The organism is Actinoplanes sp. NPDC051470 (assembly GCF_040682035.1).
Classification (GTDB): Bacteria; Actinomycetota; Actinomycetes; order Mycobacteriales; family Micromonosporaceae; genus Actinoplanes.
The window spans coordinates 89961-112010 of record NZ_JBFBAA010000020.1 but is presented as its reverse complement, the minus strand read 5'-3'; the positions used below and the strand labels follow the sequence as shown (position 1 = coordinate 112010).

General features: G+C 71.6%; 16 protein-coding genes. 10 read left to right on the top strand and 6 right to left on the bottom strand.

The features are described 5' to 3' along the window. The first annotated feature begins 45 nt into the window (after nucleotides 1-45). A complete protein-coding gene (locus AB0M54_RS30565) occupies nucleotides 46-4113 on the top strand; it encodes a glycosyl hydrolase (RefSeq protein WP_364475128.1) in 4068 nt (1355 codons plus the stop codon). A 435-nt stretch (nucleotides 4114-4548) separates the two neighbouring features. Next, nucleotides 4549-7695, top strand: coding sequence for an isoleucine--tRNA ligase (ileS, locus tag AB0M54_RS30560; RefSeq protein WP_364475126.1), 3147 nt, complete (start codon nucleotides 4549-4551; stop codon nucleotides 7693-7695). A 56-nt stretch (nucleotides 7696-7751) separates the two neighbouring features. On the opposite strand, the gene AB0M54_RS30555 is transcribed toward ileS, so the two are convergent. Next, complete coding sequence (locus tag AB0M54_RS30555) at nucleotides 7752-8510, bottom strand: hypothetical protein (RefSeq protein ID WP_364475124.1); 759 nt, start codon at nucleotides 8508-8510, stop codon at nucleotides 7752-7754. Nucleotides 8511-8640: 130 nt separating this feature from the next. Between AB0M54_RS30555 and AB0M54_RS30550 the strand changes: the two genes are divergently transcribed. Beyond that, entirely contained in the window at nucleotides 8641-9360 is a 720-nt protein-coding gene (locus AB0M54_RS30550) for a spermidine synthase (RefSeq protein ID WP_364329169.1), read from the top strand. A gap of 8 nt (nucleotides 9361-9368) precedes the next feature. Here AB0M54_RS30550 and AB0M54_RS30545 read toward each other — a convergent pair whose 3' ends face one another. Then, on the bottom strand, nucleotides 9369-9812 hold the full coding sequence (locus AB0M54_RS30545) for a hypothetical protein (RefSeq protein ID WP_364329166.1): 444 nt from the start codon (nucleotides 9810-9812) through the stop codon (nucleotides 9369-9371). A gap of 218 nt (nucleotides 9813-10030) precedes the next feature. Here AB0M54_RS30545 and AB0M54_RS30540 point away from each other — a divergent pair, with 218 nt between their 5' ends. The 3 genes from AB0M54_RS30540 to AB0M54_RS30530 all read left to right on the top strand — a co-directional run bounded on the left by AB0M54_RS30540 (nucleotide 10031) and on the right by AB0M54_RS30530 (nucleotide 12316). Then, nucleotides 10031-10744: a GAF and ANTAR domain-containing protein gene (locus tag AB0M54_RS30540; RefSeq protein ID WP_364329163.1), complete on the top strand. Its 714-nt coding sequence runs from the start codon at nucleotides 10031-10033 to the stop codon at nucleotides 10742-10744. Nucleotides 10745-10769: 25 nt separating this feature from the next. Beyond that, the gene (locus AB0M54_RS30535; protein WP_364475122.1) at nucleotides 10770-11915 is read left to right on the top strand and encodes an ANTAR domain-containing protein; all 1146 of its coding nucleotides are present in this window, start codon (nucleotides 10770-10772) and stop codon (nucleotides 11913-11915) included. A 92-nt stretch (nucleotides 11916-12007) separates the two neighbouring features. Then, on the top strand, nucleotides 12008-12316 hold the full coding sequence (locus AB0M54_RS30530; protein WP_364329158.1) for a lipopolysaccharide assembly protein LapA domain-containing protein: 309 nt from the start codon (nucleotides 12008-12010) through the stop codon (nucleotides 12314-12316). A gap of 33 nt (nucleotides 12317-12349) precedes the next feature. Here the strand turns inward: AB0M54_RS30530 and AB0M54_RS30525 are convergent, their stop codons facing one another. Continuing rightward, a complete protein-coding gene (locus AB0M54_RS30525) occupies nucleotides 12350-12925 on the bottom strand; it encodes a dihydrofolate reductase family protein (protein ID WP_364329155.1) in 576 nt (191 codons plus the stop codon). Nucleotides 12926-13074: 149 nt separating this feature from the next. On the opposite strand from AB0M54_RS30525, the gene AB0M54_RS30520 reads away from it, so the two are divergent. Then, complete coding sequence (locus tag AB0M54_RS30520) at nucleotides 13075-13935, top strand: polysaccharide deacetylase family protein (protein WP_364329152.1); 861 nt, start codon at nucleotides 13075-13077, stop codon at nucleotides 13933-13935. On the opposite strand, the gene AB0M54_RS30515 is transcribed toward AB0M54_RS30520, so the two are convergent. The 3 genes from AB0M54_RS30515 to AB0M54_RS30505 all read right to left on the bottom strand — a co-directional run bounded on the left by AB0M54_RS30515 (nucleotide 13932) and on the right by AB0M54_RS30505 (nucleotide 17042). After that, entirely contained in the window at nucleotides 13932-15818 is a 1887-nt protein-coding gene (locus tag AB0M54_RS30515) for a galactose oxidase-like domain-containing protein (RefSeq protein WP_364475120.1), read from the bottom strand. The genes AB0M54_RS30520 and AB0M54_RS30515 overlap by 4 nt on opposite strands. A 307-nt stretch (nucleotides 15819-16125) precedes the next feature. Further along, nucleotides 16126-16896, bottom strand: a complete 771-nt coding sequence (locus AB0M54_RS30510) for an NPCBM/NEW2 domain-containing protein (RefSeq protein ID WP_364475118.1) — start codon at nucleotides 16894-16896, stop codon at nucleotides 16126-16128. Then, the gene (locus AB0M54_RS30505) at nucleotides 16896-17042 is read right to left on the bottom strand and encodes a hypothetical protein (protein ID WP_364475116.1); all 147 of its coding nucleotides are present in this window, start codon (nucleotides 17040-17042) and stop codon (nucleotides 16896-16898) included. The genes AB0M54_RS30510 and AB0M54_RS30505 overlap by 1 nt, the downstream gene beginning before the upstream one ends. Before the next feature lie 47 nt (nucleotides 17043-17089). Here AB0M54_RS30505 and AB0M54_RS30500 point away from each other — a divergent pair, with 47 nt between their 5' ends. From AB0M54_RS30500 to AB0M54_RS30490, 3 genes are read left to right on the top strand one after another with little or no spacing between them, the layout of a single operon-like run. Then, nucleotides 17090-19495, top strand: coding sequence for a hypothetical protein (locus tag AB0M54_RS30500; protein ID WP_364475114.1), 2406 nt, complete (start codon nucleotides 17090-17092; stop codon nucleotides 19493-19495). After that, nucleotides 19495-20649, top strand: coding sequence for a hypothetical protein (locus AB0M54_RS30495; protein WP_364329141.1), 1155 nt, complete (start codon nucleotides 19495-19497; stop codon nucleotides 20647-20649). Before AB0M54_RS30500 ends, AB0M54_RS30495 begins: the two co-directional genes overlap by 1 nt. Then, complete coding sequence (locus tag AB0M54_RS30490; protein WP_364475112.1) at nucleotides 20646-22049, top strand: DUF4407 domain-containing protein; 1404 nt, start codon at nucleotides 20646-20648, stop codon at nucleotides 22047-22049. The genes AB0M54_RS30495 and AB0M54_RS30490 overlap by 4 nt, the downstream gene beginning before the upstream one ends. Nucleotide 22050 lies beyond the last annotated feature (1 nt).

Below are 22050 nucleotides of genomic sequence, written 5' to 3'. Positions count from 1 at the left end.
ACCACATTCGTCGTCGCTCTCCTCCTCGCCGTCACTGGAGCCACCGTGCCGGCGACCGCGTCCCCGGCCGTCGGCGCGGCGACCGCGACCCCGGCGGTTGACGCGGCGGCCCGGCTGGCCGCTCAGCCGGACATCGACATCCCGGGGTTCGACGTGGGCGCCTTCGCCACGCCGACCGTCCAGAAGCCCGCGGTGCTCTGGTTCTGGAACCGGGTGCAGACCGAGGCGCAGGTCGACCGGACGCTCCAGGACATGCACGACGCCGGGTTCACCGAGACCGTCATCTTCCGGATGGACGCCGAGCCGTTCTTCAGCCCGGCCTGGTTCGCGCGGGTCGAACACGTCCTGGAGAAGTCCCGGGACCTCGGCATGAAGGTCTGGCTCGACAACGACTCGCAGTTCCCGAGCGGCGCGGCCGGCGGACTGATCGTCAACGGCGGCACCGTCGGCGGCAAGACCTACCCGCCGCGACCGGACCTCGGCGTCAAGACCGCCGTCCGGGCCGGCGACGTCGTCGTGCCCGGCGGCCGCCGGGTCGGCCTCGCCGGTCTGTTCGGGGGGAGCATCCAGCACGTGGGCGGCGAACTCGTCGCCGACGCCGCCGTCTACCCGGGCATCACGCTGCTGCGGGACGGCGCCACCTGGTCCGACTACACCGTCGAGGCGAACTTCACCATCGAATCGGGCACGGCCGGGTTCATGGTGCGGTCACCTGATCGGCGCAACGGCTATCTCGTCGACGTCCGCAAGGCCGGCATCGTCGACTTCTGGAAGCAGGTCGACGGCAGCTTCTCGCAGCTGAGGCTGGGCTCGGCCACACCCGCCGGCTGGAATCCCGACGGCCGGCACACGATCAGCATCCGGGCCGTCGGCAACCAGCTCTCCGCGACCCTCGACGGGATGGAGGTCGCCCCGGTCACCGACCCGGCGTTCGCGACCGGCGGGGTCGGCATGCGCGTCGACGGACCGCAGAAGTGGCGCCTCGACGACCTGGCGGTGACCCGGGTCCCCGGCGGATCCCCGCTCTACCGCAACGACTTCACCGACCCGGCGTCGGTCGGCGACTTCGACGTCGCCGTCCGGCCGCTCGAGAACGTCATCGCCGTCACCGCCCGCCCCGCGACCGGCACCGGCTCGACCGACCTCGACCGGGTCGTCGACCTCACCGGCCACCTCGGCGGCGACGGCACCTGGGACGCCCCCGCCGGCGACTGGCGCGTCGAGGCGTTCACCTACCGCTTCCGCGGCGACAACTACGCCGACACGCTCGACGCCGAGGCGATGGCGCTCTACGACAAGATCATCATGGACGAGTACCACGAGCGGTTCGGCTGGGCCTTCGGCACGGTGCTGCTGGGCTTCGCCGACGACGAGCCGTCGCTGAGTGACCGGCCGACCGAGAGCGCCGTGCCGTGGACGCCGTCGCTGGCCGACCGGGTCGAGGACGGCGGAACCACCGTCGCCCGCGCGATGGTGTCGGTCTTCAACGACATGGGACGAGCGGGGGCCTCGGCCAAGGGCCGCTTCTACCGGGCGGCGTCCGACCAGTGGGTCGACACCTACTGGAAGCCGAAGTACGAGTGGACCAAGGCCCACGGCATCGCCATCATCTCCAACCCGCTGTGGGACGAGCACGGTCCGCTCGAGGAGCTGCGGCACTCGGGCAACCTCCTGACGGCGCATCAGTGGTCGCAGATCCCGGGCACCGATCTGATCTTCAACGACGTCGGGAACGGCGCGGCCCGCTTCCTGCCGCGCACCGCGGCCAGCGTCGCCCACCAGATGGGCAAGCCCCTGGTGTACGACGAGCTGATGGGCGCGACCGGCTGGGAGAGGTCGCTCGACGACCTGCGCGAGGGCGCCGCCATCTCGGCGCTGCGGGGGATCAACAAGGCGCTCTACCACACGACATACGACGGGATCGACGGCATCCCGTACCCCCCGGTCTTCATGAGGGAGAACACCTGGTGGCCGTGGATGGGCCAGGTGAACACCTGGACCGGCCGGCTGATGGAGTTCGGCCGGCACCGCACCGCCGCACCGACCGCGCTGCTGCAGACGCAGCGCTCCAACGAGGCGACGCAGCGCTCCGCGGCCGGGTTCGGGCCCGACCAGGACTGGATCGCCACGATGAACTCGCTCGAGGACTCCCAGGTCGACTTCGACCTGCTCGACGAGGGCGCCCTCACCGGCGACCCGCAGGTGCTGACCCCGGCGTCGGTGGCCGGCGGCACCCTCCGGGTCGGACGGATGAAGTACACGACCGTCGTCGTGCCGAAGGCGGCGTACCTGTCGCTCGAGGCGGCCAGGACGCTGCGGAAGTTCGTCGCCTCGGGTGGTGAGGTGGTCTTCGCCGGACCCGCGCCGGCGATGGAGGTCGACGGGCGCGACGCCGAGCTGGGCGCGCTGATGGCGCAGATCCGCAAGCTCGGCGGCAACCGGGTTGTCACGGTCGCCGGGCCCGCCCAGGCCGGCTCGGCCGCGTCGGGTCTCGGCCAGGCCGCCGTCACGCTGTCGACGCCGAACACCGGTATCCGCGCGCTGCGGTTCGCCGAGGCGGGCACCGACGGCTACCTGCTGCTCAACGAGGGCGGCGCCCCCGTCACGGTCGACGTCACCTTCCCGGCCAAGGGCGTGCCGGCCGTCTGGGACCCCGAGACCGGTGCCGTCACCGAGGCGACCACGTACCGCACGACCGGCAACAGCACCGTGGTGCCGATGACGCTCGACCCGCGGGCGCCGCTCGGCGTCACGCTGAGCGGCACGCCGGGACCGCACGTGACCAAGGTCGTCGGACCGGCCCGGGTGACCTCGACCAGCGTGGCCGGCGGCGTCCTCACCGCCCAGGTCCGCACCGAACGCTCCGGCGTCACCCTGATCCGGGGCGAGGACCGCGCCCACCGGCCGCTGATGGGGACGAGCGCGCCCGTGGTCGTACCGGACGTCGTCCCGGTCGACGGCGACTGGACGATGGCCCTGGGGAACGGGACCGCGCCGGTCACCCGGCCGCTCCAGGGCTGGACCGACGTGGCCCCGCACTACTCCGGCAGCGCCACCTACACGACCCGGGTCACCCTCGGCGCCGGACGGCCGCCCGGCACCGGCTGGACCCTCGACCTGGGCCGCGTCGCCGACGTCGCCGAGGTCACCGTCAACGGCGTCCACGTGGCCGACCGGATCTGGGCGCCGTACCGGCTCGACGTCGGTAACCTGCTCCACGAGGGCGCCAACACGATCGCGGTCCGGGTCACCAACACCCAGGGCAACGAGAAGAACCGGCAGGCGTACGACTCGGGTCTGTACGGCCCGGTGACCCTGCTGCCCTCGGTGACGGTGCCGGTGACCCTGCGCCCGGCCACCATCTCGGCCCGGAAGGTCACCGCGAAGATGGCCGGCGAGCGCGCGAACGTCCGGCTGACCGTGGTCAACCACGGCGCCCGGCCGGTCACCGGCGTGGTGACCGCGGCCGGCCCCGAGGGCTGGACGGCCAGGAGCGCCGGCCGCGTCACGGTGCCGCCCGGCGGCTCGGCAACCGGTGTGGCACGGCTCTTTCCCGGCGGCTTCGAACCCGACGGGCCGGTGCCGGTGAGCGCGGCGTTCGTCGTGGCCGGCCAACCCGTGGACGGCGCGACCACCACCCTGGACTGGTCGTTCCCGACGCCGCCGGCCGGGGCGACGGACCACGTCGATCTCGGCGACCCCGCGTCCGAGAACGCCCACCGGCTGACCGCGTCGCCGACCAGCGGCACGAATGTCGAGGCCGGGCTGACCCGCCGCTACGGCGGATACCGGGTGCCCGACGCCTGGTACGAGTTCGACCTCGCCGTCACGGCCGGGAAGGGCTTCGTGCTCCAGGGCCTGGAGACCTACGACGGCAACCCGCAGCAGAAGAGCTATCGGATCTTCGTCGACGGCCGGCTGGTCGCGACCCGGCTCAACGTGCGGCCCATCCGGCAGGCCGGCACCGCCGCGTACCGGCTGCACGTGCCGGACCGGTTCGTCACCGCCGGCACGGTCCGGGTCCGCCTGCAGAGCCGTTCCGATCCCGACTTCGCCGACCCGTCCCTGGCCGACGTCTGGGCCCTGCCTGACCGAGGCCCTGCCCTGCCCTAGCCCATGCCGGTGGTCATGTCGAGGACGAAGCGGTAGCGGACGTCGTTGCGGGCCAGCCGCTCGGCGTGGGGTGAGCCCACGGTGTCGAGGACGAGATCGAGGCGAAGCCGACCACCGCCGCCGCCGGGCCAGCCTGGCCGCCGACGCCCAGGGTGCCTTCATGCGCTGAGCCTCGGGGGAAGGCGCTAGGATGGGCGTACACGGCATTGATCCGGCCATCACCGGGGAGTCTCCGGAAGAACAGGCCTCGCGTGCGCCGCGTGGCCCCACTAGAACCGGAACAGCAACACAATGAGCGGCGCCAGCAGTCGGGGCGCAAGCGGGGTGGTACCGCGGAGTGTGGCTCCTACCGGGGCCTTGTGCTTCGTCCCCGCGTGGGTGGCAACCATGAAGCCACCCGTGCGAGCGTGACGGAGCCAAGGGAGTAACAGAGAAATGACGCAGTCCGCCGGTGACTCGCCGTTCGTGGCGTTGCCGCCGAAGCTCGACTTCGCCGAGATGGACCACCGGATCATCGACTGGTGGAAGTCCAACGACGTGTTCACCCGCAGCCTGGCGCGGACCGCCGACGGGCCGAGCTGGGTGTTCTACGAGGGACCACCGACCGCGAACGGCACACCGGGCACCCACCACGTCGAGGCGCGCGTCTTCAAGGACGTGTTCCCCCGCTTCAAGACCATGAAGGGCTACTCGGTGCCGCGCCAGGCGGGCTGGGACTGCCACGGGCTCCCGGTCGAGCTGGCCGTGGAGAAAGAGCTCGGGATCAGCGGCAAGCAGGACATCGAGAAGATCGGCGTCGCCGAGTTCAACGCCCGCTGCCGCGAGTCGGTCCTGCGGCACGTCGGTGAGTTCGAGGCGCTCACCGAGCGGATGGGCTACTGGATCGACCTGTCGCACCCGTACGAGACGATGTCGCCGGAGTACGTCGACTCGGTGTGGTGGTCGCTGGCCAAGATCCACGCCGATGGTCACCTGACCGAGGACTTCCGGGTCGCTCCCTACTGCCCGCGCGACGAGACCACGCTCTCCGATCACGAGGTGGCACAGGGCTACGAGACGGTCACCGACCCTTCGGTGTACGTCCGGTTCCCGTTGGCCGCCCCCCTGCGCGGCCACGACGATGTCGACCTGCTGATCTGGACCACCACGCCGTGGACGCTGGTCGCGAACACCGCGGTGGCGGTCAACCCCGAGGTCACGTACGTGGTGGCACGCTCCGAGAAGGGCACCTTCGTGGTGGCCGAGCCGCTCGTCGGCGCGGTGCTCGGCGGCGAGGCCGAGGTGCTGGCGACGGTGCCGGGCGCCGACCTGGCCGGCCTCGCGTACCGGCGGCCTTTCGATCTGGTGGAGATCCCCGACGCGCACATCGTCGTGCTGGCCGACTACGTCACGGTCACCGACGGCACCGGGCTGGTCCACCAGGCGCCCGCGTTCGGCGCCGACGACCTCGCCGTCAGCCGCGCCAACCGGCTGCCGGTGGTCAACCCGGTCGGGCCCAACGGTCACTTCCACGACGAGGTGCCGCTGGTCGGTGGCATGTTCTTCAAGGACGCCGACCAGGTCCTGATCAAGGACCTGAAAGACCGTGCGCTGCTGTTCCGGTCCCAGCGGTTCGAACACTCGTACCCGCACTGCTGGCGCTGCCACACGCCGCTGATGTACTACGCGCAGCCGTCCTGGTACATCCGGACGACCAAGGTCCGCGACGCGCTCGCCCGCGAGAACGAGGCGACCAACTGGTTCCCCGAGCACATCAAGCACGGCCGGTACGGCGACTGGCTGAACAACAACATCGACTGGGCCGTGTCGCGCTCGCGGTACTGGGGCACCCCGCTGCCGCTGTGGCGGTGCGAGAACGCCCACGTGACCGCGATCAGCTCGCGGGCCGAGCTGGGCGGGCTGGCCGGCCAGGACCTGTCCGACCTCGACCCGCACCGCCCCTTCATCGACGCGATCACCTTCGACTGCCCCGACTGCGGGCAGACCGCCACGCGGGTGCCCGAGGTGATCGACGCCTGGTACGACTCCGGCTCGATGCCGTTCGCCGCGCTGGGCTACCCGCACGTGCCCGGCAGCAAGGAGAAGTTCGAGGCCACCTACCCGGCCCAGTACATCTGCGAGGCGATCGACCAGACCCGCGGCTGGTTCTACACGCTGATGGCGGTCGGGACCCTCGTGTTCGACAAGTCCTCGTACGAGAACGTGGTCTGTCTCGGCCACATCATGGCCGAGGACGGCCGCAAGATGAGCAAGCACCTGGGCAACATCCTGTTGCCCATCCCGCTGATGGACGCGCACGGCGCCGACGCCCTGCGCTGGTTCATGGCGTGCTCGGGCTCGCCCTGGTCGCAGCGGCGGGTCGGTGACGGGCCGCTGGAGGAGATCGTCCGGAAGGTCCTGATGACCTACTGGAACACCGTGTCGTTCTTCTCGCTCTACGCCAGCCACACCGCGTGGAACCCGGGCTCGGCCGCACCGGCGGCGGAGCGCCCGCTGCTCGACCGGTGGATGCTGGCCGAGGTCAACGCCCTGGTCGGCGCCGTCGACGAGCGGCTCGAGAGCTACGACACGGCCGGCGCCGGCCGGTTGCTGGCCGAGTTCGTCGACGACCTGTCCAACTGGTACGTGCGCCGGAACCGGCAGCGGTTCTGGAGCGGCGACCACGACGCGCTCGTCACCCTGTACGAGACGCTGGAGGTCCTCACCCGGCTGCTGGCCCCGATCGTGCCGTTCATCACCGAGGAGGTGTGGCAGCGGGTCGTCCGCCCCGCCGACGCGGACGCGGCCGAGTCGGTCCACCTGGCCGGCTGGCCCACTCAGCACGTCGACCTGCTCGACGCCACGCTGACGGCGCAGGTCAAGGCGGCCCGGGCCCTGGCCGAGGCCGGCCGCGCGGCGCGGAAGGCGAGCAGCATCCGGATCCGGCAGCCGCTGGCCCACGCCCTCGTCGGGTTGCCGGCCGGGACCGAGGTGCCGGCCGCGCTGCTGGACGACGTGGCCGACGAGCTGAACGTCAAGGAGCTGGCCCTGCTGGAATCCAGCGCCACGGTGATCGACGTGACCATCAAGCCCAACTTCCGCGAACTGGGCAAGCGCTTCGGCAAGCAGACCCAGGTCATCGCCAAGGCGATCGCCGCCGAGGAGCCCGGATCGCTGGTCGAACGGCTGCGCGGCGAGGGCAGCGCCACGGTCACGGTGGACGGCGAGCCGGTCCCGGTCGGCCCCGACGACGTGCTGGTCACCGAGGTGCCACGAACCGGCTGGATCGTGAAGTCCCAGCGCGGTGTCACGATCGCCCTGGACACCCAGCTCACCCCCGAGCTGGAGGCCGAAGGCGTGGCCCGGGACGTGGTCCGGGGCATCCAGCAGGCCCGCCGCGAGGCCGGGTTCGACGTCTCCGACCGCATCGCCGTGTCGGTCACCGGCGGCGACGCGGTGCTGGCGGCCGTGCGGTCGCACGAGGACTTCGTCAAGGGCGAGACGCTGGCCGACACGCTGACGCTGAGCACCGAGGCGTCCGGGGCGTACACGGCGCTGGTCGGCGACGGCGAAGAGGTCCGCGTCGACGTCGAGAAGGTCTGACCCGGGCGGCGGCCTGCCGGCGTACAAGAGCCGGCGGGCCGCCGAAGGGCGTGCGGTCAGCCGGCCGGGGTCAGGCGGTGGACCAGGCCGGCCGCGTCGTCGCTCAGGTAGATCGCGCCGTCCGGGCCGGGGATCGCGTCCACGCTGCGGCCCCACCGGCTGCCGTCCGGGTTCTGGAAACCGGTGACCAGCGGCTGCGACGGCGTGAGGGTGCGGTTCCGGTTGTCCCAGGGGCTGTAGACGACGTACGGCTCGCGCGGGGGCTGGCGGTTCCACGATCCGTGTGCGGTGATCAGCGCGCCGCGGGCCAGCGACCTCGGCAGGGCGGAGCCCTGGGTGAAGGCGAAGCCGAGAGGTGCGCTGTGCGCGGGCAGGCCGAGCGCGGTGCGGTCGACGGTGGAGCAGTCGAGCGCCGCGCCGTCGGGGTTGTTCGCCGGCTGGTTCACGTAGCCGATATCGGTGAGGGTCGTGTTCCCGGTGGTGTCGGGCACGCAGTAGGGCCAGCCCAGTTCCGTGCCGGGCGTGACCCTCGCGACCTGGTCGACCGGGTTCTCGTTGATGTAGGACGGGACCCGCCGGCCGTACTGGCCGGTCTCGTCGCGGAACGGGTAGGGCTGGTTGTCGGCCTGGTTGACCGCGGTGAAGAGCGTGCCGTCGGGGGCGAAGGACAAACCCGAGCCGTTGCGTACGCCGGTGGCGATGGTCCGGTTGCCGGTGCCGTCGAGTCCGACCTGGGCGATGGTGGCCCGCTCGGGCGTGGACGTACGGTCGATCGGGTTGTCGTTGGTCAGCGATCCGACGTCCTCACCTCTCATCAGCCGGGCAACGCATCGATGATAATGAAACTCCGGACCGCCCGGGGAGACCCGGTCCGGGTCCCCCTGCCGTCGCGGGACTAGGGTCGGCGGAGTCGCGTTCCGAGCAGCGCGCCGGAAGGACACTCCTGTGCACCCGCGGATCGCCGAGCTGGCCTGGGCTCCCACTCACATCGGCGAGATCAGCCTGCGCCGGCGCCTCGAACCCGTCACCAAGACCGAGGTGTACGAGGTCAAGCTCGGCGACGAATACCTGATGTCCAGCCTGTTCACGGTGGCCGAGGAGGAACTGGCCCGGCTCACCCTGGCCGTGCTGCCGGATGCTCCGGTGGACGCCGTGGTCGGCGGCCTCGGCCTCGGCTACACCGCGCGCGCCGCCCTGGCCGACGACCGGATCCGGTCCTTGACGGTGGTCGAGGCGCTGGCGCCGGTGATCGACTGGCATCGCCGCGAGCTGCTCCCGCAGGCCCGCTCGCTCACCGCCGACCCCCGCGCTGTCCTCCTGGAGGGTGATTTCTTCGCGCTGCTGCGCGACGGATCGGGTTTCGACCCGGCCGATCCCGACCGCCGCTTCGACGCCATCCTGGTCGACATCGACCACTCACCGGTCAACGTCCTGGACCCCGCCCACGCCGACCTGTACACGCCGGCCGGACTGAGCCGGCTCGGCCGCCGCCTCCGCCCGGGCGGAGCGTTCGGGCTGTGGTCCGACGACGCGCCCGACGAGGCCTTCCTGACCGTCCTGCGGCAGTGTTTCGCGACGGCGACGGCCCATGTGGTGTCGTTCGCCAATCCGCTGACCGGGGGTAGCTCGGCCAACACCGTGTACGTCGCCACCAGCGCCGGCTGACCGGCCGGTCAGCGGCGGCGGCCGGTGGACAGGGCGACCAGGAACTGCCCGCCGCCCGGCTCGACGCTCGCGGTCACCGGCAGTCCGGGCGCCAGCCGGGAGAACCGGTCGACCAGCCAGTCCGCCGCCTCCTGGGCGTCCTTGCGGCCGGGGCAGCGGGCGACCAGCTCGCGGCCGCCCTTGCGTTCGAGGCGCTCGGCCACGGCGATCAGCGGCGCCGGCTCGACCACGTGCAGGCGGTCCGGCCAGGCGATGACCACCTTGACCGCGCCCTTACGGGTGTTGCAGGCGCGGTGGGCGAGGCGCTCGGCGACCTTGGCCTTCTTGTCGGCGGTACGGCTGTCGACGCTGGGGCCACGCGGGTCGTTGACGGACATGCCGGCGTCGACCGGCTCGTCGCACACCCAGCATCGCCAGCCGTCACGCTTCGCCACGTCGTCGAGAAGACTCATCCGAGCAAGGTAGCGTGCGACACAGCGTGCTGAGCGGTGGGCGTAGGGTGAGGTGAGCTGCCGCTTCATCGGCCGCTGTCGCGGCGGGATGCTGGCGCTGGTGATGCCCGGTCCGAGCCCGTGACGGCCCGCCCAGGCAGGGCCGGAGGCCGCCGTCATGCAGGGCACCTACTCGCAACGTCGCGGCGGATCGGCTAACGATGACTGTTGTGGTCATCATGTCCAGCGTTGAGCACCGGGCCCGGGTGACCCGGCTGGTGGCCGCGCACGGTCCTGATGTCGGCCAGTTGTGTGATGCCTGCGTGGCCGGGCTGCCCGGGGTCGGCGGTGCGGGGCTGGCGGTGATGACGTCGTTGCCGGCCCAGCAGGTGCGGTACGCCAGCGACCGGGTCAGCTCGCGGGTCGAGGAGCTCCAGGTGGTGCTGGGTGAGGGGCCGTGCATGGACGCGTACGCCGCCGGCAGCCCGGTCCTGGCCACCGACCTGAACGACGCGTTCTGGCTGCGCCGGTGGCCGGCGTTCACGCCCGCGGCGATCGGCGCCGGCGCGCTTGCCGTCTTCGCGCTGCCCCTGCAGGTGGGCGCGGCGCGTCTCGGGGTGATCGACCTGTACCGGGCCGGACCGGGCGCCCTGGACGGCGACGAACTGGCCGAGGCGCTGGCCTACGCCGACGCGGCCACCGAACTTCTGCTGGCCGAGCACCTTCCGGGCGGGCAATTGCCGGGCAGCGCCCAGCTGTTCACCCACCGGGCGGTGGTGCACCAGGCCACCGGCATGGTCAGCGCCCAGCTGAGCATCCCGATCACGGACGCCTTCCTGCGGCTGCGGGCACACGCCTATGCGAGCGACCTCGGCCTCGACGACGTCGCCACCGAGGTGGTGGCTCGCCGGCTGCGGTTCGACGACGGCGACGGGGACGAGACCAACCAGTGACGACGACGGTGATCAGGAGGCGGCCATGAGCACGCCACGGGAACAGACTCTGGCCGACGCGTTCGTCGAGCTGACCGACACTCTGGTCGCGGACTTCGACATCGTGGAATTCCTGCACCTGCTGACGCGGCGCTGCGTGGAGCTGCTGGGCGTCGAGGCCGCCGGCATCATGGTCGCCGACCAGCGCGGCGCCCTCCGGGTGATGGCCTCGTCCTCGGAGCAGGCCCACCTGCTCGAGCTGTTCGAGGTCGAGTCCGATCAGGGGCCGTGCGTGGACTGCTACACCACCAGGGCGCCGGTCGCCGACCTCGACCTCGACCACCCCGACCCGAAGTGGCGGGAGTTCGCCGGCCGCGCGCGGCGATCCGGCTTCCGGGCCGTGCACGCCGTCCCGGTGCGGCTCCGCGACGAGGTCATCGGCGTGCTCAACCTGTTCTCGGCCACGCCCGGCCCTCTCGGCGACGACGCGTCCGACGCGGCCCGGGCCATCGCCAACGTGACCACCATGGGTCTGCTCCAGCACCGCGCCGTCGAGTACCGGCAGGTGCTGGCCGAGCAGTTGCAACACGCGATGAACAGCCGGGTGGTGATCGAACAGGCCAAGGGACTGCTGGCCGAGCTCCTCGGCCTGGACATGGCCGCCGCGTTCGACGAGCTCCGCCGCTACGCCGCCCTGCTCGGCCGGCGGCTCGGCGACGTCGCGGCCATGGTCGCCGCCGGCGACCACGGTCCCGACCCGGCCGAACGCGCCGGACTGCCGCGGGTGCTGCTGATCCGCCGCTTCGACATGAACACCCTGACCCGGCTGCGGGACGCGGTCGCCGCCGCCACGGCCCGGCACGGCCTGCGGGAAGCACAGGTCGACCATTTTGTGCTCGCCGTCCACGAGGCTGCCTCCAACGCCGTCCGGCACGGCGGCGGCACCGGACAAGTCCTGCTCTGGCGGCTGGACGGCGCCATCTACGCCGAGATCAGCGACAACGGTCCCGGCTTCGCCGACCGGAACCTGATCACTCCGACCGAGCCACGGATCAGCGCCCCCGGCGGCCTCGGCCGCTGGCTGATCAGCCAGACCAGCACCGTGCGCACGCTCGACACCGGCGGCGCCGGGACGCGGCTGCTGCTGAGCCACCCGCTCGACACGCCCCACTCCGGTCCGGGCGGCCGCTGACCGAACCGGCGTACTGTTAGCTGGTCCCGGTACCGATGGCACCCCGGCTGAGGGTGCCGCGACGCCGGCCGATCCCCCCGGAGGGGGACGCCATGTCGAACGACCTTGACCGGCCCGCCGAAACATCACCGGAAACGACCACCGCCACCCCGAAGCGGCACACCCGCACCGGCGCCGCCTGGTTCGGCATCTGCCTCGCCGCGGTGGTGCTGGTGGTGCTCATCGTCTTCATGCTGCAGAACACCGGCACCGTCGAGGTCACCTTCCTCTGGATGCACGGCAGCCTGCCCCTGGCGCTGGCCCTGCTCGTGGCCAGCGTCGGCACGGCCATCGCCACCATGATCGTCGGTGCCGCGCGCATCACCCAGCTCCGCCGGCAGTCCCGCCGCCAGCTCCGCTGAGGCCGGTCCGCTGAGGCCGGTCCGCCGGCCGTCTCAGTGCCGGGTGGGCCGGTAGATGAGCTCCTGGATGCGACCGTCCAGGGTGCGCTGATCGAGCAGCTCGAGGTCGAAGTCGGCCGCGCCCCGGAAGATCGGGGCCAGGCCGGTGCTGCCGGTGATGACCGGGAACAGCGTCACCTGGACGCGGTCGACCAGGCCGGCGGCCAGCAGCGCCCGGTTCATCGACAGGCTGCCGTGCGAGCGCAGCGGCACGTCGGACTGCTCCTTGAGCCGGGCGACCACGTCGACCGCGTCGCCGTGCGCGACGGTGGCGTCCGGCCAGTCGAGGGGCTCCACCAGGGTTGTCGAGACCACCGTGGCCGGGGTGTTCACCATCCGGGTGACCCACGGGTCGCGTACCTCGGAATCCTCGCTGCTCCCGGCCAGCATGCGGGTGAACTCGCGGTAGGTCGTGGCCCCGAAGACCATGCGCAGCTCGGTGCTGTACTGGGCGAGGCGGTGGTCCAGCAGCTCGGGGCCCTGCTTGCCCCAGTAGCCGGTCCAGTCGCCACGTGCGGCGCCGAAGCCGTCGAGGCTGGAGAAGACGTCGAAGGTGTACGTCGCGGTCATGTCGTGCTCCTCGGTGTTGTCGGGTGGCTGGCTCTCACCCACTCCACGAACGCCGCGCCCTCGTTTCGACACATGGGGCAGTACTTCTTTCGAGGAGTACGCGGGCCTTCGCGGTGCGTGGTTGCGAGCATGCGGCATCCTGCCTCCATGTGATCTTCGATGGAGTTCGCCGGGCTTCGTGGGCTGTTGTGGTGGTGGCGGCGCTGGTGGCCGGCTGTGACAGCGCGCCTCCGGTGAGCTCGCACGCCGTCATCGTCGACCCCGCGCCGTCGGCTTCCGCCCCGTCAGCGCCCGGTTCGTCGTCGCCCAGCAACGCGCCGCCGGTGGGGCTGCCGCCCGGGGCGGTCGCGCTGACGCCGGCCGAGCTGGCGCGGGTGCCGCAATTCGGCGCGCCCCCACCGGCCACGCCGATCGTGCTGCCCAAGGGCGAGTCCGCCGCCTGGCTGAACCGGATTCCGACCAGCCAGAAGGTCGCCTTCATCACGATGGACGACGGCTGGGACAAAGACCCCAAGGCGTACGCGCTGCTGACGGCCGCGCACGTGCCGGTCAGCCTGTTCCTCCAGGTCGACGCGATCAAATCCGACGTGGAGTACTTCAAGCCGCTGATCGAGGCCGGCGCCACCGTGGAGGCCCACACCATCACCCACAAGCAGCTCACCGGCCGCTCGTACGACTTCCAGAAGCGCGAGATCTGCGGTTCGGCCGACCGGCTCGGCCAGTGGTACGGCCGCCGCCCGCAACTGTTCCGGCCGCCGTTCGGGGCGAAGGACGCAACCACCCTGCGCGTCGTGCACGACTGCGGCATGAAGGCGGCGTTCCACTGGAAGGAGGCCACCAACAAGGGCAAGGTCTACTACCAGGAGAGGCACGTCGTGCAGCCGGGCGACATCATTCTCATGCACTTCCGGCCGGCCTTCGTCGACGATTTCCTGGCCGTGCTGAAGGCCATCAAGGACGCCGGGCTCACTCCCGCCCGGCTCGAGGACTACATTCCCGGCGCCGGCTAATAGGTCCATTTCTGGAGCGCGCTGCCGTCGCAGGTTCTGATCAGCACCACGGCCTTGTTGGCGGTCGTCGCGGCGCCCAGGCAGAGGGCCGGTTTCGCGGCCGGCCGGATGGTGCCGTCGGCGTTGAGGTTCCAGGCCTGGGCCGGCGATCGGTTGCAGGTGTAGGTCCAGATCACCCGGCCCGAGGTGAAGGCGCTCGACGGCACGTCCAGGCAGTTGCCCATCACGCGCAGGGACTTGTCGTCGGGTAGCCGTACCAGCGATTGGGCCTTGGTGGTGTTGCACGTGTAGGCCTGCAGATAGGTGCGGATGGCGATGCTCGACGCCGGGACGTCGACGCATCGGCCGGTGCTGTTCCGGACCGGGCTCATCAGCGGCTTCGGGCCCGCGGCGACCTGGACCATCCGGGCCACCGAGGGGACACCGGCGGCGTCCACGATGAACAGCATGTAGTAGCCCGGCGGAGCGACCCCGCCGGTGGGTGGTCCGGTCACCGTCAGCGTCGTGCCCGACGTGGTGAAGGCCAGCGGTACGTAGCGCTGGCCCTGATCGACGCCGTGCGTGACATCGCCCAGGCCGACCAGCGCCACCTTCCGGATGGTCGCCGCCTCCGGGGTCGACAGGGTGAAGGCGCTGTTGACGCCGACGCCGGCGGGCGCGGTGGAGATGACCGGCCGCGGGGCCGGCTGCCCGGTGCCGTCCTTCCGATAGAGGTACGGCGGGGAGAAGTACTCGATGTTCTTCTCCAGGTAGCCCTTCTGCATGCAGACCATGCAGACGCCGCCGCCGCCGGTCATCACCCGGCCGTCCGGCAGCAGCGCGGCCGTCGAGTGATATTGGCGGACGCGGCTCGCGCTGCCCAGCACCGTCCACCGCCCGGTGGCCGGATCCCAGCGCTCGGCCGCCGTGACCGCGTTGTCGAGGTCGACCAGCGGAGACTGGGCCGCGCTGCTCATGCCGCCGGTGGCCAGCACCGACCCGTCGGCCAGCAGGGTGGCGTTGAGCTGACGCCGGGGCGCCGACATCGCCCCGGTCGGCGCGAAGGCCGGCCGCAGCCCGGCGTTGTTCACCACGACCGCGCTCGACGTCGGTGGCTTCCCGCCGCCGACCACGATCGACTTCCCGATGTCGTACGTCGAGAAGCTCCCGTAGTCACGACTGATGGCATCGCGGGTCGCGGTCGCCGTGATGATCCCGTCGCCCGAGGTGTTGATCGTGTACGCGGTGGCATAGGGCCCGAAGAGCGACAGCTGGGTGTCGGGCCGCGACCCGAGGAACGGATAGAGCCGCGCGCTGAATTTCGTGAACCCGGGAAGCGCCCGAATGGCGCCGTCAGCCTGATAGACCTCGGCGGTGGCGGGCCCGCCGCCGACAATGACCTGTTCACCGTTGGCCGTTCCGGCCACCGACGGATACCACCGCGGCGCGGCCATGTCACGGCCACGGCTCCACGTCTCATTCTGCCAATCGAAAATGTACGTTCGAACCGTTCCGTCGAGCTCCGCATCGGCATTCCCGCCGGCCACCAGAATGTTGCCGCCGGGCAGGTGGGCGAACCCCGCACAGAAGATGTTCGACCCCAGCAGATCAACCCGCCGGTACGTATCGTCACTCGGATCCCACACCATGGCGCGGGTGAAATCGTGATCCGGATAGGACTCGGCCGCATTGTCACCGACCGAATCCCAGATCAGCACCTTGCCGTTGGGCAGCACCGCCTGGAACACCGGAACCACCGGCGTGTCGACGACCGGACTCCACGACCCCGCCACCCCCGGATCCGCCGCCACGGCCGCCTTGCCCCGCGCCGCCCCCGGCCTCAGCCCCGTCGCCCGCTGGATCTTCGCCGCGTTCCCGGCCGTCTGCTCCTCGATCACCCGCATCGGCGTCCCCGCCAGATCCTCGGCCGCATGCGAGTGCTCATGACGGTGGGCAGCATGATCGTGGGCCCGCCCACTGGCGAGCGCCGGACTGCCCAAAACTACCAATGTGGACAACAGCCCGAAAGCAACAAAGCGGCGTCGCGTACGCATAAGCAATTCCGCCCTGTCTACTTCGGCCGGTAGGCAGACGCTATCCCCGCGTCGATATCCCGGACAAACTCCTTCCAGTCAGGAATCGATGGCTGATCGGCCGACGAATTGTCGGATCAACGACTTGCGCCGAACCGATCGCCACCGGACCGCCCGGTCACTCGGAGGCGACGGTCGGGTCGCCGAGAGCGCCGGTGGTTTCGCGCTCCTCGTTGGTCTTGGTGTCTCGGGTGGCGCAGGTCATGCGGAGGCTCACCACGTTGGTGAGGGCGAGCTTGACCTCTTTCGGGTGACCCACCGAGACGTTGACGGGCTTGGCCAGCTTGCGGCCGTCCTGGTCGTAGAAGGTGAACTCGACGGTCTTGCCGAAGCTGTTCCCGGTGGCGTCGTCGATGCCGGCCGTGGTGCTGAAGCTGGTCATGCCGGCCACGTTCCACTGCAGGATGCTGTTGGTGACGTCGTCGCAGCCGAAGACGATGCCCCGGCCGAAGCGCTTGGCGGCGAAGGTGACCGGCTTCGGGTCGCGGTAGCCCTCCGTCGTCTCCTCGGTGTCCAGGTACTTCGTCGCCTCGGGGACGGGGATGTCCGAGGCCGGCGGGTCCGTGGGCTCGGACGGGAGGTCGGACGGGAGGTCGGAGGACGGTTCCGGCTCGGTGGGGGTCTCCGACGGGGCGGGGGAGGGGGACGGCGAGGGGGAAAGGGAGAAGGACGGCTCGGGTACGGGGGTGGTGGTGGCGCTCAGGGCCAGCACGCGTACGCCGGTGAAGGCGCCCAAGGTGATCGCCACGACCGTGATGCCGACCAGCAGGGTCAGCCACTGGCGCAGGTCGAGCGCGTGCAGGAGTTTGCCGGGCGGGACCTGGTGGCGGTCGGCGAGCATGCGGCTGCGGCGGTAGCGGCTGGTCGTGCGGGCGGCGGCCAGGATCATCAGGAAGGCCGCCAGGACGCAGCCGACCAGGAGGGGACGGCGGTGGCGAAGCTCCCGGCGTACCCGAAATAGAGGATCGCGCCACCCACGAGGGTGACCAACAGGCTGAGGAAGACGAACAACGCGGCTCTCTGACTCTTGTTCACGTTGAAGGTCTGACGGACGAGGGGCGAGCTGTCCGTCAGAGAGGGGCGTGGCCGACGAACCAGTGATCGAGACCGAGATTCACGACCGGATCAACGAGGCGCTCGCCGGGCGGCGGAGTCAGCGGTCCTTCGTCGAGCAGCTGCACGACGGGTGGGCGGCGACCGTCGCGGGGCTCGACGATCTCGCGGCGATGGTGGCCGCCGCCGACCGGACGGCTCAGCAGGAAGGGGCCGACGCCGAGGTGCGCAAGGGGTTCGGCGAGCTGAGGACGCGGCCGGGCGCCCTGCGGAAGCGGGCCGGGGACGTCGGGCGTCAGGTCGACGCGGCGGTGGCCCGGGTACGCCGGGAGACGGTCAACATCGGCGTCATCGGCAGCACCAAGGTCGGCAAGAGCACCCTGCTGCGGACGATCACCAACCTGCCCGACACCGTGGTCCCGTCCACCGAGTTCCAGCCGACCACCGCCTCGGCCAGCAGCATCTACCACACCTCGGGCGCGCCCCGCGCCACCCTGCTGCTGCACACCTGGGAGTCGTTCCGCGACGAATACCTCGCCCCGCTGCACGAGCTGGCGAAGCTCGGGCCGGCGCCACGGGACGTGGACGAGTTCCGGCGCCACCGCTACCCGGCCGCCGGCAGTGCCGAGGCCGCCGGCGCGGGAGCCGACGACTACCTGCGGAAACTGGACGCCGCGCACCGGTCGCTGGCCAGCTACGAACGGCTGCTGCTGGGTGGCGAGCGGTCGATCTCGGTGGGGTTCGCGGAGCTCCGGCCGTACGTCGCCTACCCGCGCAAGGACGACGGTGACCCGGTCGGCGTGCAGCCGTACCACGCGGTCCGCAGCGTCCGGATCGAGCAGCCGTTCCTGGCCGGCGCGGCCACCCGCCTCGGCCTGATCGACCTGCCCGGCGCGGGCGAGGCCGGGCTGGACATCGACCGGCAGTTCCTGCGCCAGGTGAAGAACGAGATCGACCTGCTGCTGATGGTCAAGCGGGCGGTGCCGACGTCGGCCGCCTACCTGGCCGAGGACTCGTACACCCGGACCCTGGCCGACTCGGCCCGCGGTGGCGTGCCGCTGGTCGACTACTACAAGGTCGTCGTCAACCACGACCGGGTCACCGACACCGCCGGGAAGTTCTTCGAGAAGACCTTCCAGAGCGTGCGGGAGACCCAGGACGAGCGCGGCATCGAGGTGCTCGGCGCCGACGTGACCGACCGTGGCGAGGTGCTGGGCCGGCTGCTGAACCCGCTGCTGCGGCACCTGGCGGCGCGGCTGGCCGAGATGGACCGGGCGGTGGTCGGTGAGGCGCTGCGCGGCGCGGCCGAGGTGGCCGGGGAGATCTCCGCGTACGCCACGGCGGCGCTGAAGCGGGCCCGTGAGCTGGAGATGCTGCTGCCGGACCAGGAGGACGAGTTCCGCACGCTGGCCGAGAAGCTCCGCAACAACCTGGCCGTCGACCTGGCCGGGCTGGTGCAGCGGTACGACGCCGAGACCGCGTCGGGCACGGCCGACGGTTCGCTGACCGAGGCGATCGGCACGGCGGTCGGCGAGGCCCGGGCGTGGGTGCGCGACGGGCTCGGGTACGGCGACCGCGCCGCGTGGCTGGAGGAGGTCCGCGGCCAGTTCGTGCACGGCGAGCTGGAGACCAAGCAGGACGAGTACTACCGGGCCAAGACCGAGATCACCACAATCTTCGGGCGGATCGACCCGTCGCTGGACGAGGCCGTGCAGCGGCTGTGGGACGAGGTCGCCGGGACGTTGCGGGCGCGGCTGACCGCTGAGGTCGTACCCCAGGGGCCGAATGCTCTGGCCGAACTGCTCGCGACGGCCGAATCGCGCCGGGCCCGCATCCTGGCCGGGGCCCTGACGTCGCTGTGCGACCTGAAGGAGGACTACGGCAGCGTCGTCCTGCGGGTGACCCAGCCGATCATCCGCGGCATCCACTGGGACCAGAGGCCGGCGCCGGCCGCCGACCCTCCATCGTGGACGCCGCCGCCGCGAAAGGCCGCACCGCCGGTCCAACAGGCCAAGCCCGGCGGCTGGGTGATCCGCCCGGACGGCTCCCGCGTGCGGTCCCAGGGCAGCGTCGTCCCGGTCGCGCCGGCCGGGAACGGGCCGATCGAGAGCCTCTACGACGAGCTCTGCGCGGTGGTGGACCGGGTCATCACAGCGCTGGAGACCGCGCTCAAGGACGAGGCGCGGCTGATGACCCGTACCCTCGCCGCGGCCGCCGACCGGTTCTTCAACACCGCGATCCGCACCAACCGCAACGAGCGCGACTACGAGAACCTGTGCCGCCCGTTCATGCGGACGATCTGGCCGGACCACTTCACCGGTGGCGCCGCGCGGCTCACCGCCGACCTGTCCCGGCTGGCCGAGCAGGCCCGCCGGACCGGCGAGCTGACCACGGCGGTGACCGGGCTGTCCACCGGCCTCCGGACCGGCCACTGATGCAGCTGGACGTCGCCGACAGCGACCTCGGCGACAGGCTGGGCGCCGGCGGCCAGGCGGTCATCCACGACCTGCCCGGCCTGCGGCTCCCGGACGTCCCGGGGCCGCTGGTCTACAAGAAGTACCGGGACGACCGGGCGCCGCGGACGCACGACATGCTCCGGCTGGTGCAGCTGCGTGAGGGGCTGACCGGCGCCGACCGGGCCCGGCTGGACGCCATCGCCACCTGGCCGGTGCGCCTGGTCTGCGACGGGCCCGACCTGCGGGGCGTGGTGCTGCCGCGCATCCCGGACTCGTACTTCCAGCCGGTGACCCTGCCCGGCACCGGCGCGTCCAAGAAGCTCGTCCGCGAGGTGCAGCACCTGTTCGTCGACCCGGCGATCGGCCGCCGCACCGGCATGCCCGAGGTGACCCGCGAGCAGCGCCTGACGATCTGCCGGGACTTCGCGGCCGCCCTGGACTTCCTGCACGGCCCGGCGATGGACGTGGTCTTCGGGGACATCAACGCCAAGAACGAGCTGTTCCGGCTCGGCCCGGACCCGACCGTGATGCTGGTCGACTGCGACGCCGTCCGGCCGCGCGGCGCGGTCACCGGTGGCCTGCAGCTCAACGCGCCGGACTGGGAGCCGCTGGGCCGGACGACCCTCAACCGGGCGACCGACCTCTACAAGCTCGGCCTGTTCGTGCTCCGATGCGTCCTGCCGCCGGGGTCGCAGACCTCGACCCGCCGCGACCCGGTGCCGGGCCTGCTGGACGACGCCGGGACGGCGCTGCTCACCCGGGCGCTGTCCCCGGACCCGCACGACCGGCCGGCCGCGGGGGAGTGGCGGCGCTACCTGAGCCTGGCCCTCGGCCCGCCGGCCTTCGTCTTCGACCCGCCCGGCTGGGCCGACCTGCCGGTGCCCATGCCGCGGCTGGGCCCGCCGCCGGTCGTCGAGCTCGTGCTGCCCGACCTGAGCCCGGTGCTCTCCCTCGACGTGCCGGCGCTCGACTTCGAACCGCCGCCGCTGACCGGCGTGACCGCGCCGGCCACGCCACCGGCGACCTACCACCCGCTGCCGACGCCGCCGATCACCCTGCCCGGCCTCGATCCCGGCGATCCGGAACCGGTCGACCTGACCGACCTTTTCCTGCCGCGAAAGGGAACGCCATGATCACACCCGGCCTGTTGCTCGGATGGCTCGGTGGTGGCCAGCCGGCCGTGCTGCGCGAGTCGCCGGCCGACGCCGCGCGCTACAGCTCGATGGGCGTGGTGCTCGTCGGCACCGCCGTGATGGCCTCGCTCTCGGCCACGTTCGCGCTGATGACCGCGGTCAAGCTGCCGATCGGCGCGGCCGTGGTGGTGGGCGTGTTCTGGGGGCTGCTGATCCTCGGCCTCGACCGGATGCTGGTGATCAGCATGTCCAAGCAGCAGGGCTTCTGGCGCGGCCTGCTGACCGCGCTGCCCCGGCTCGGGCTGGCCCTGCTGATCGGCACCGTCATCTCGGTGCCGCTGGTGCTGCGCGTCTTCGAGCCCGAGCTGAACAACGAGCTCCAGGTCATCCACAACGAGAACCTGCGGGCCAACCAGGAGAAGCTGAACGCCCGGTTCGCCGACATCGCGACCGACCAGGCCAAGGTGGACGAGCTCCAGCCGGTGGCCAACGGGCAGTCCAGCCCCCGGGTCAGCGCCGACCCGGACGTCAAGGCGGCCCAGGCGGCGGTGGACAAGGCACAGGCGGTGTACGACAAGGCGGCGGCCAACGCGCAGTGCGAGCTGACCGGCGACACCGACGGCATCTGCACCGGCAAGGCGGGCAAGGGACCGGCCTACCGGGAGGCGAAGGCCGAGGCCGACCGGGCCGAGACCCAGCTGCGCAAGGCGACCGCCGAGCGGGACCGGATCACCGCGGCCGCGGACGCCCGGATCGGTGGTGGCGCGGCCAACGCGCGGAAGGCCGCCGCCGCCGAGCTGACGACGCTGGTGCCGCGCCTGGAGAAGCGCAAGGCCGACCGGCAGCAGGCGCAGCAGGACCTGGACCGCAGCGAGGCGGAGAACACCGGTCTTCTGGTACGCCTGGAAGCCCTCGAACGGCTCTCCGACGGACACCCCACGATGTGGCTGGCCCACCTCGCCCTGGCCGCCCTGTTCGCCGCCATCGAGCTGCTCCCGGTGCTGGCCAAGCTGCTCTCCGGCCGCAAGCAGACGCTCTACGACCTGCTGGTCGCCAAGCGGGAGGCGCACGCGCTGGCGCTGGAGGACACCTACCGGGCGCAGCGCGACCAGCTGGCCGCGCTGACCGCCGAGGCCCGCGAGGAACTCGAACGGCACCGCCTCGAACTCCAGACCGAGGCCGGCAAACGCGCGCACGAGCTGCTGGCCGAGAAGTCCGAGGCGATCGCCCGGCGCTCGATCGACGTCTGGGGCCAGGTGGCCGAGAAACGCACCGAGGACGAACTGGCCCGCTGGTACCGCCAGCACACCCGCGGCGCCGCGGCCACCCAGAACTTCCCGCTCAACGGCCAGACGCCGGGAGCGGTGCCCCACCCCGCGGCACCCGCCGCGGGATCGTGAC

Excerpts from the sequence above, each read along its gene's own strand:
- ileS (WP_364475126.1), top strand. The coding sequence starts at position 4,549 with ATGACGCAGTCCGCCGGTGACTCGCCGTTCGTGGCGTTGCCGCCGAAG.
- AB0M54_RS30555 (WP_364475124.1), bottom strand. The coding sequence starts at position 8,510 with ATGAGAGGTGAGGACGTCGGATCGCTGACCAACGACAACCCGATCGAC.
- AB0M54_RS30545 (WP_364329166.1), bottom strand. The coding sequence starts at position 9,812 with ATGAGTCTTCTCGACGACGTGGCGAAGCGTGACGGCTGGCGATGCTGG.
- AB0M54_RS30540 (WP_364329163.1), top strand. The coding sequence starts at position 10,031 with ATGTCCAGCGTTGAGCACCGGGCCCGGGTGACCCGGCTGGTGGCCGCG.
- AB0M54_RS30535 (WP_364475122.1), top strand. The coding sequence starts at position 10,770 with ATGAGCACGCCACGGGAACAGACTCTGGCCGACGCGTTCGTCGAGCTG.
- AB0M54_RS30530 (WP_364329158.1), top strand. The coding sequence starts at position 12,008 with ATGTCGAACGACCTTGACCGGCCCGCCGAAACATCACCGGAAACGACC.
- AB0M54_RS30525 (WP_364329155.1), bottom strand. The coding sequence starts at position 12,925 with ATGACCGCGACGTACACCTTCGACGTCTTCTCCAGCCTCGACGGCTTC.
- AB0M54_RS30515 (WP_364475120.1), bottom strand. The coding sequence starts at position 15,818 with ATGCGGGTGATCGAGGAGCAGACGGCCGGGAACGCGGCGAAGATCCAG.
- AB0M54_RS30510 (WP_364475118.1), bottom strand. The coding sequence starts at position 16,896 with ATGATCCTGGCCGCCGCCCGCACGACCAGCCGCTACCGCCGCAGCCGC.
- AB0M54_RS30495 (WP_364329141.1), top strand. The coding sequence starts at position 19,495 with ATGCAGCTGGACGTCGCCGACAGCGACCTCGGCGACAGGCTGGGCGCC.
- AB0M54_RS30490 (WP_364475112.1), top strand. The coding sequence starts at position 20,646 with ATGATCACACCCGGCCTGTTGCTCGGATGGCTCGGTGGTGGCCAGCCG.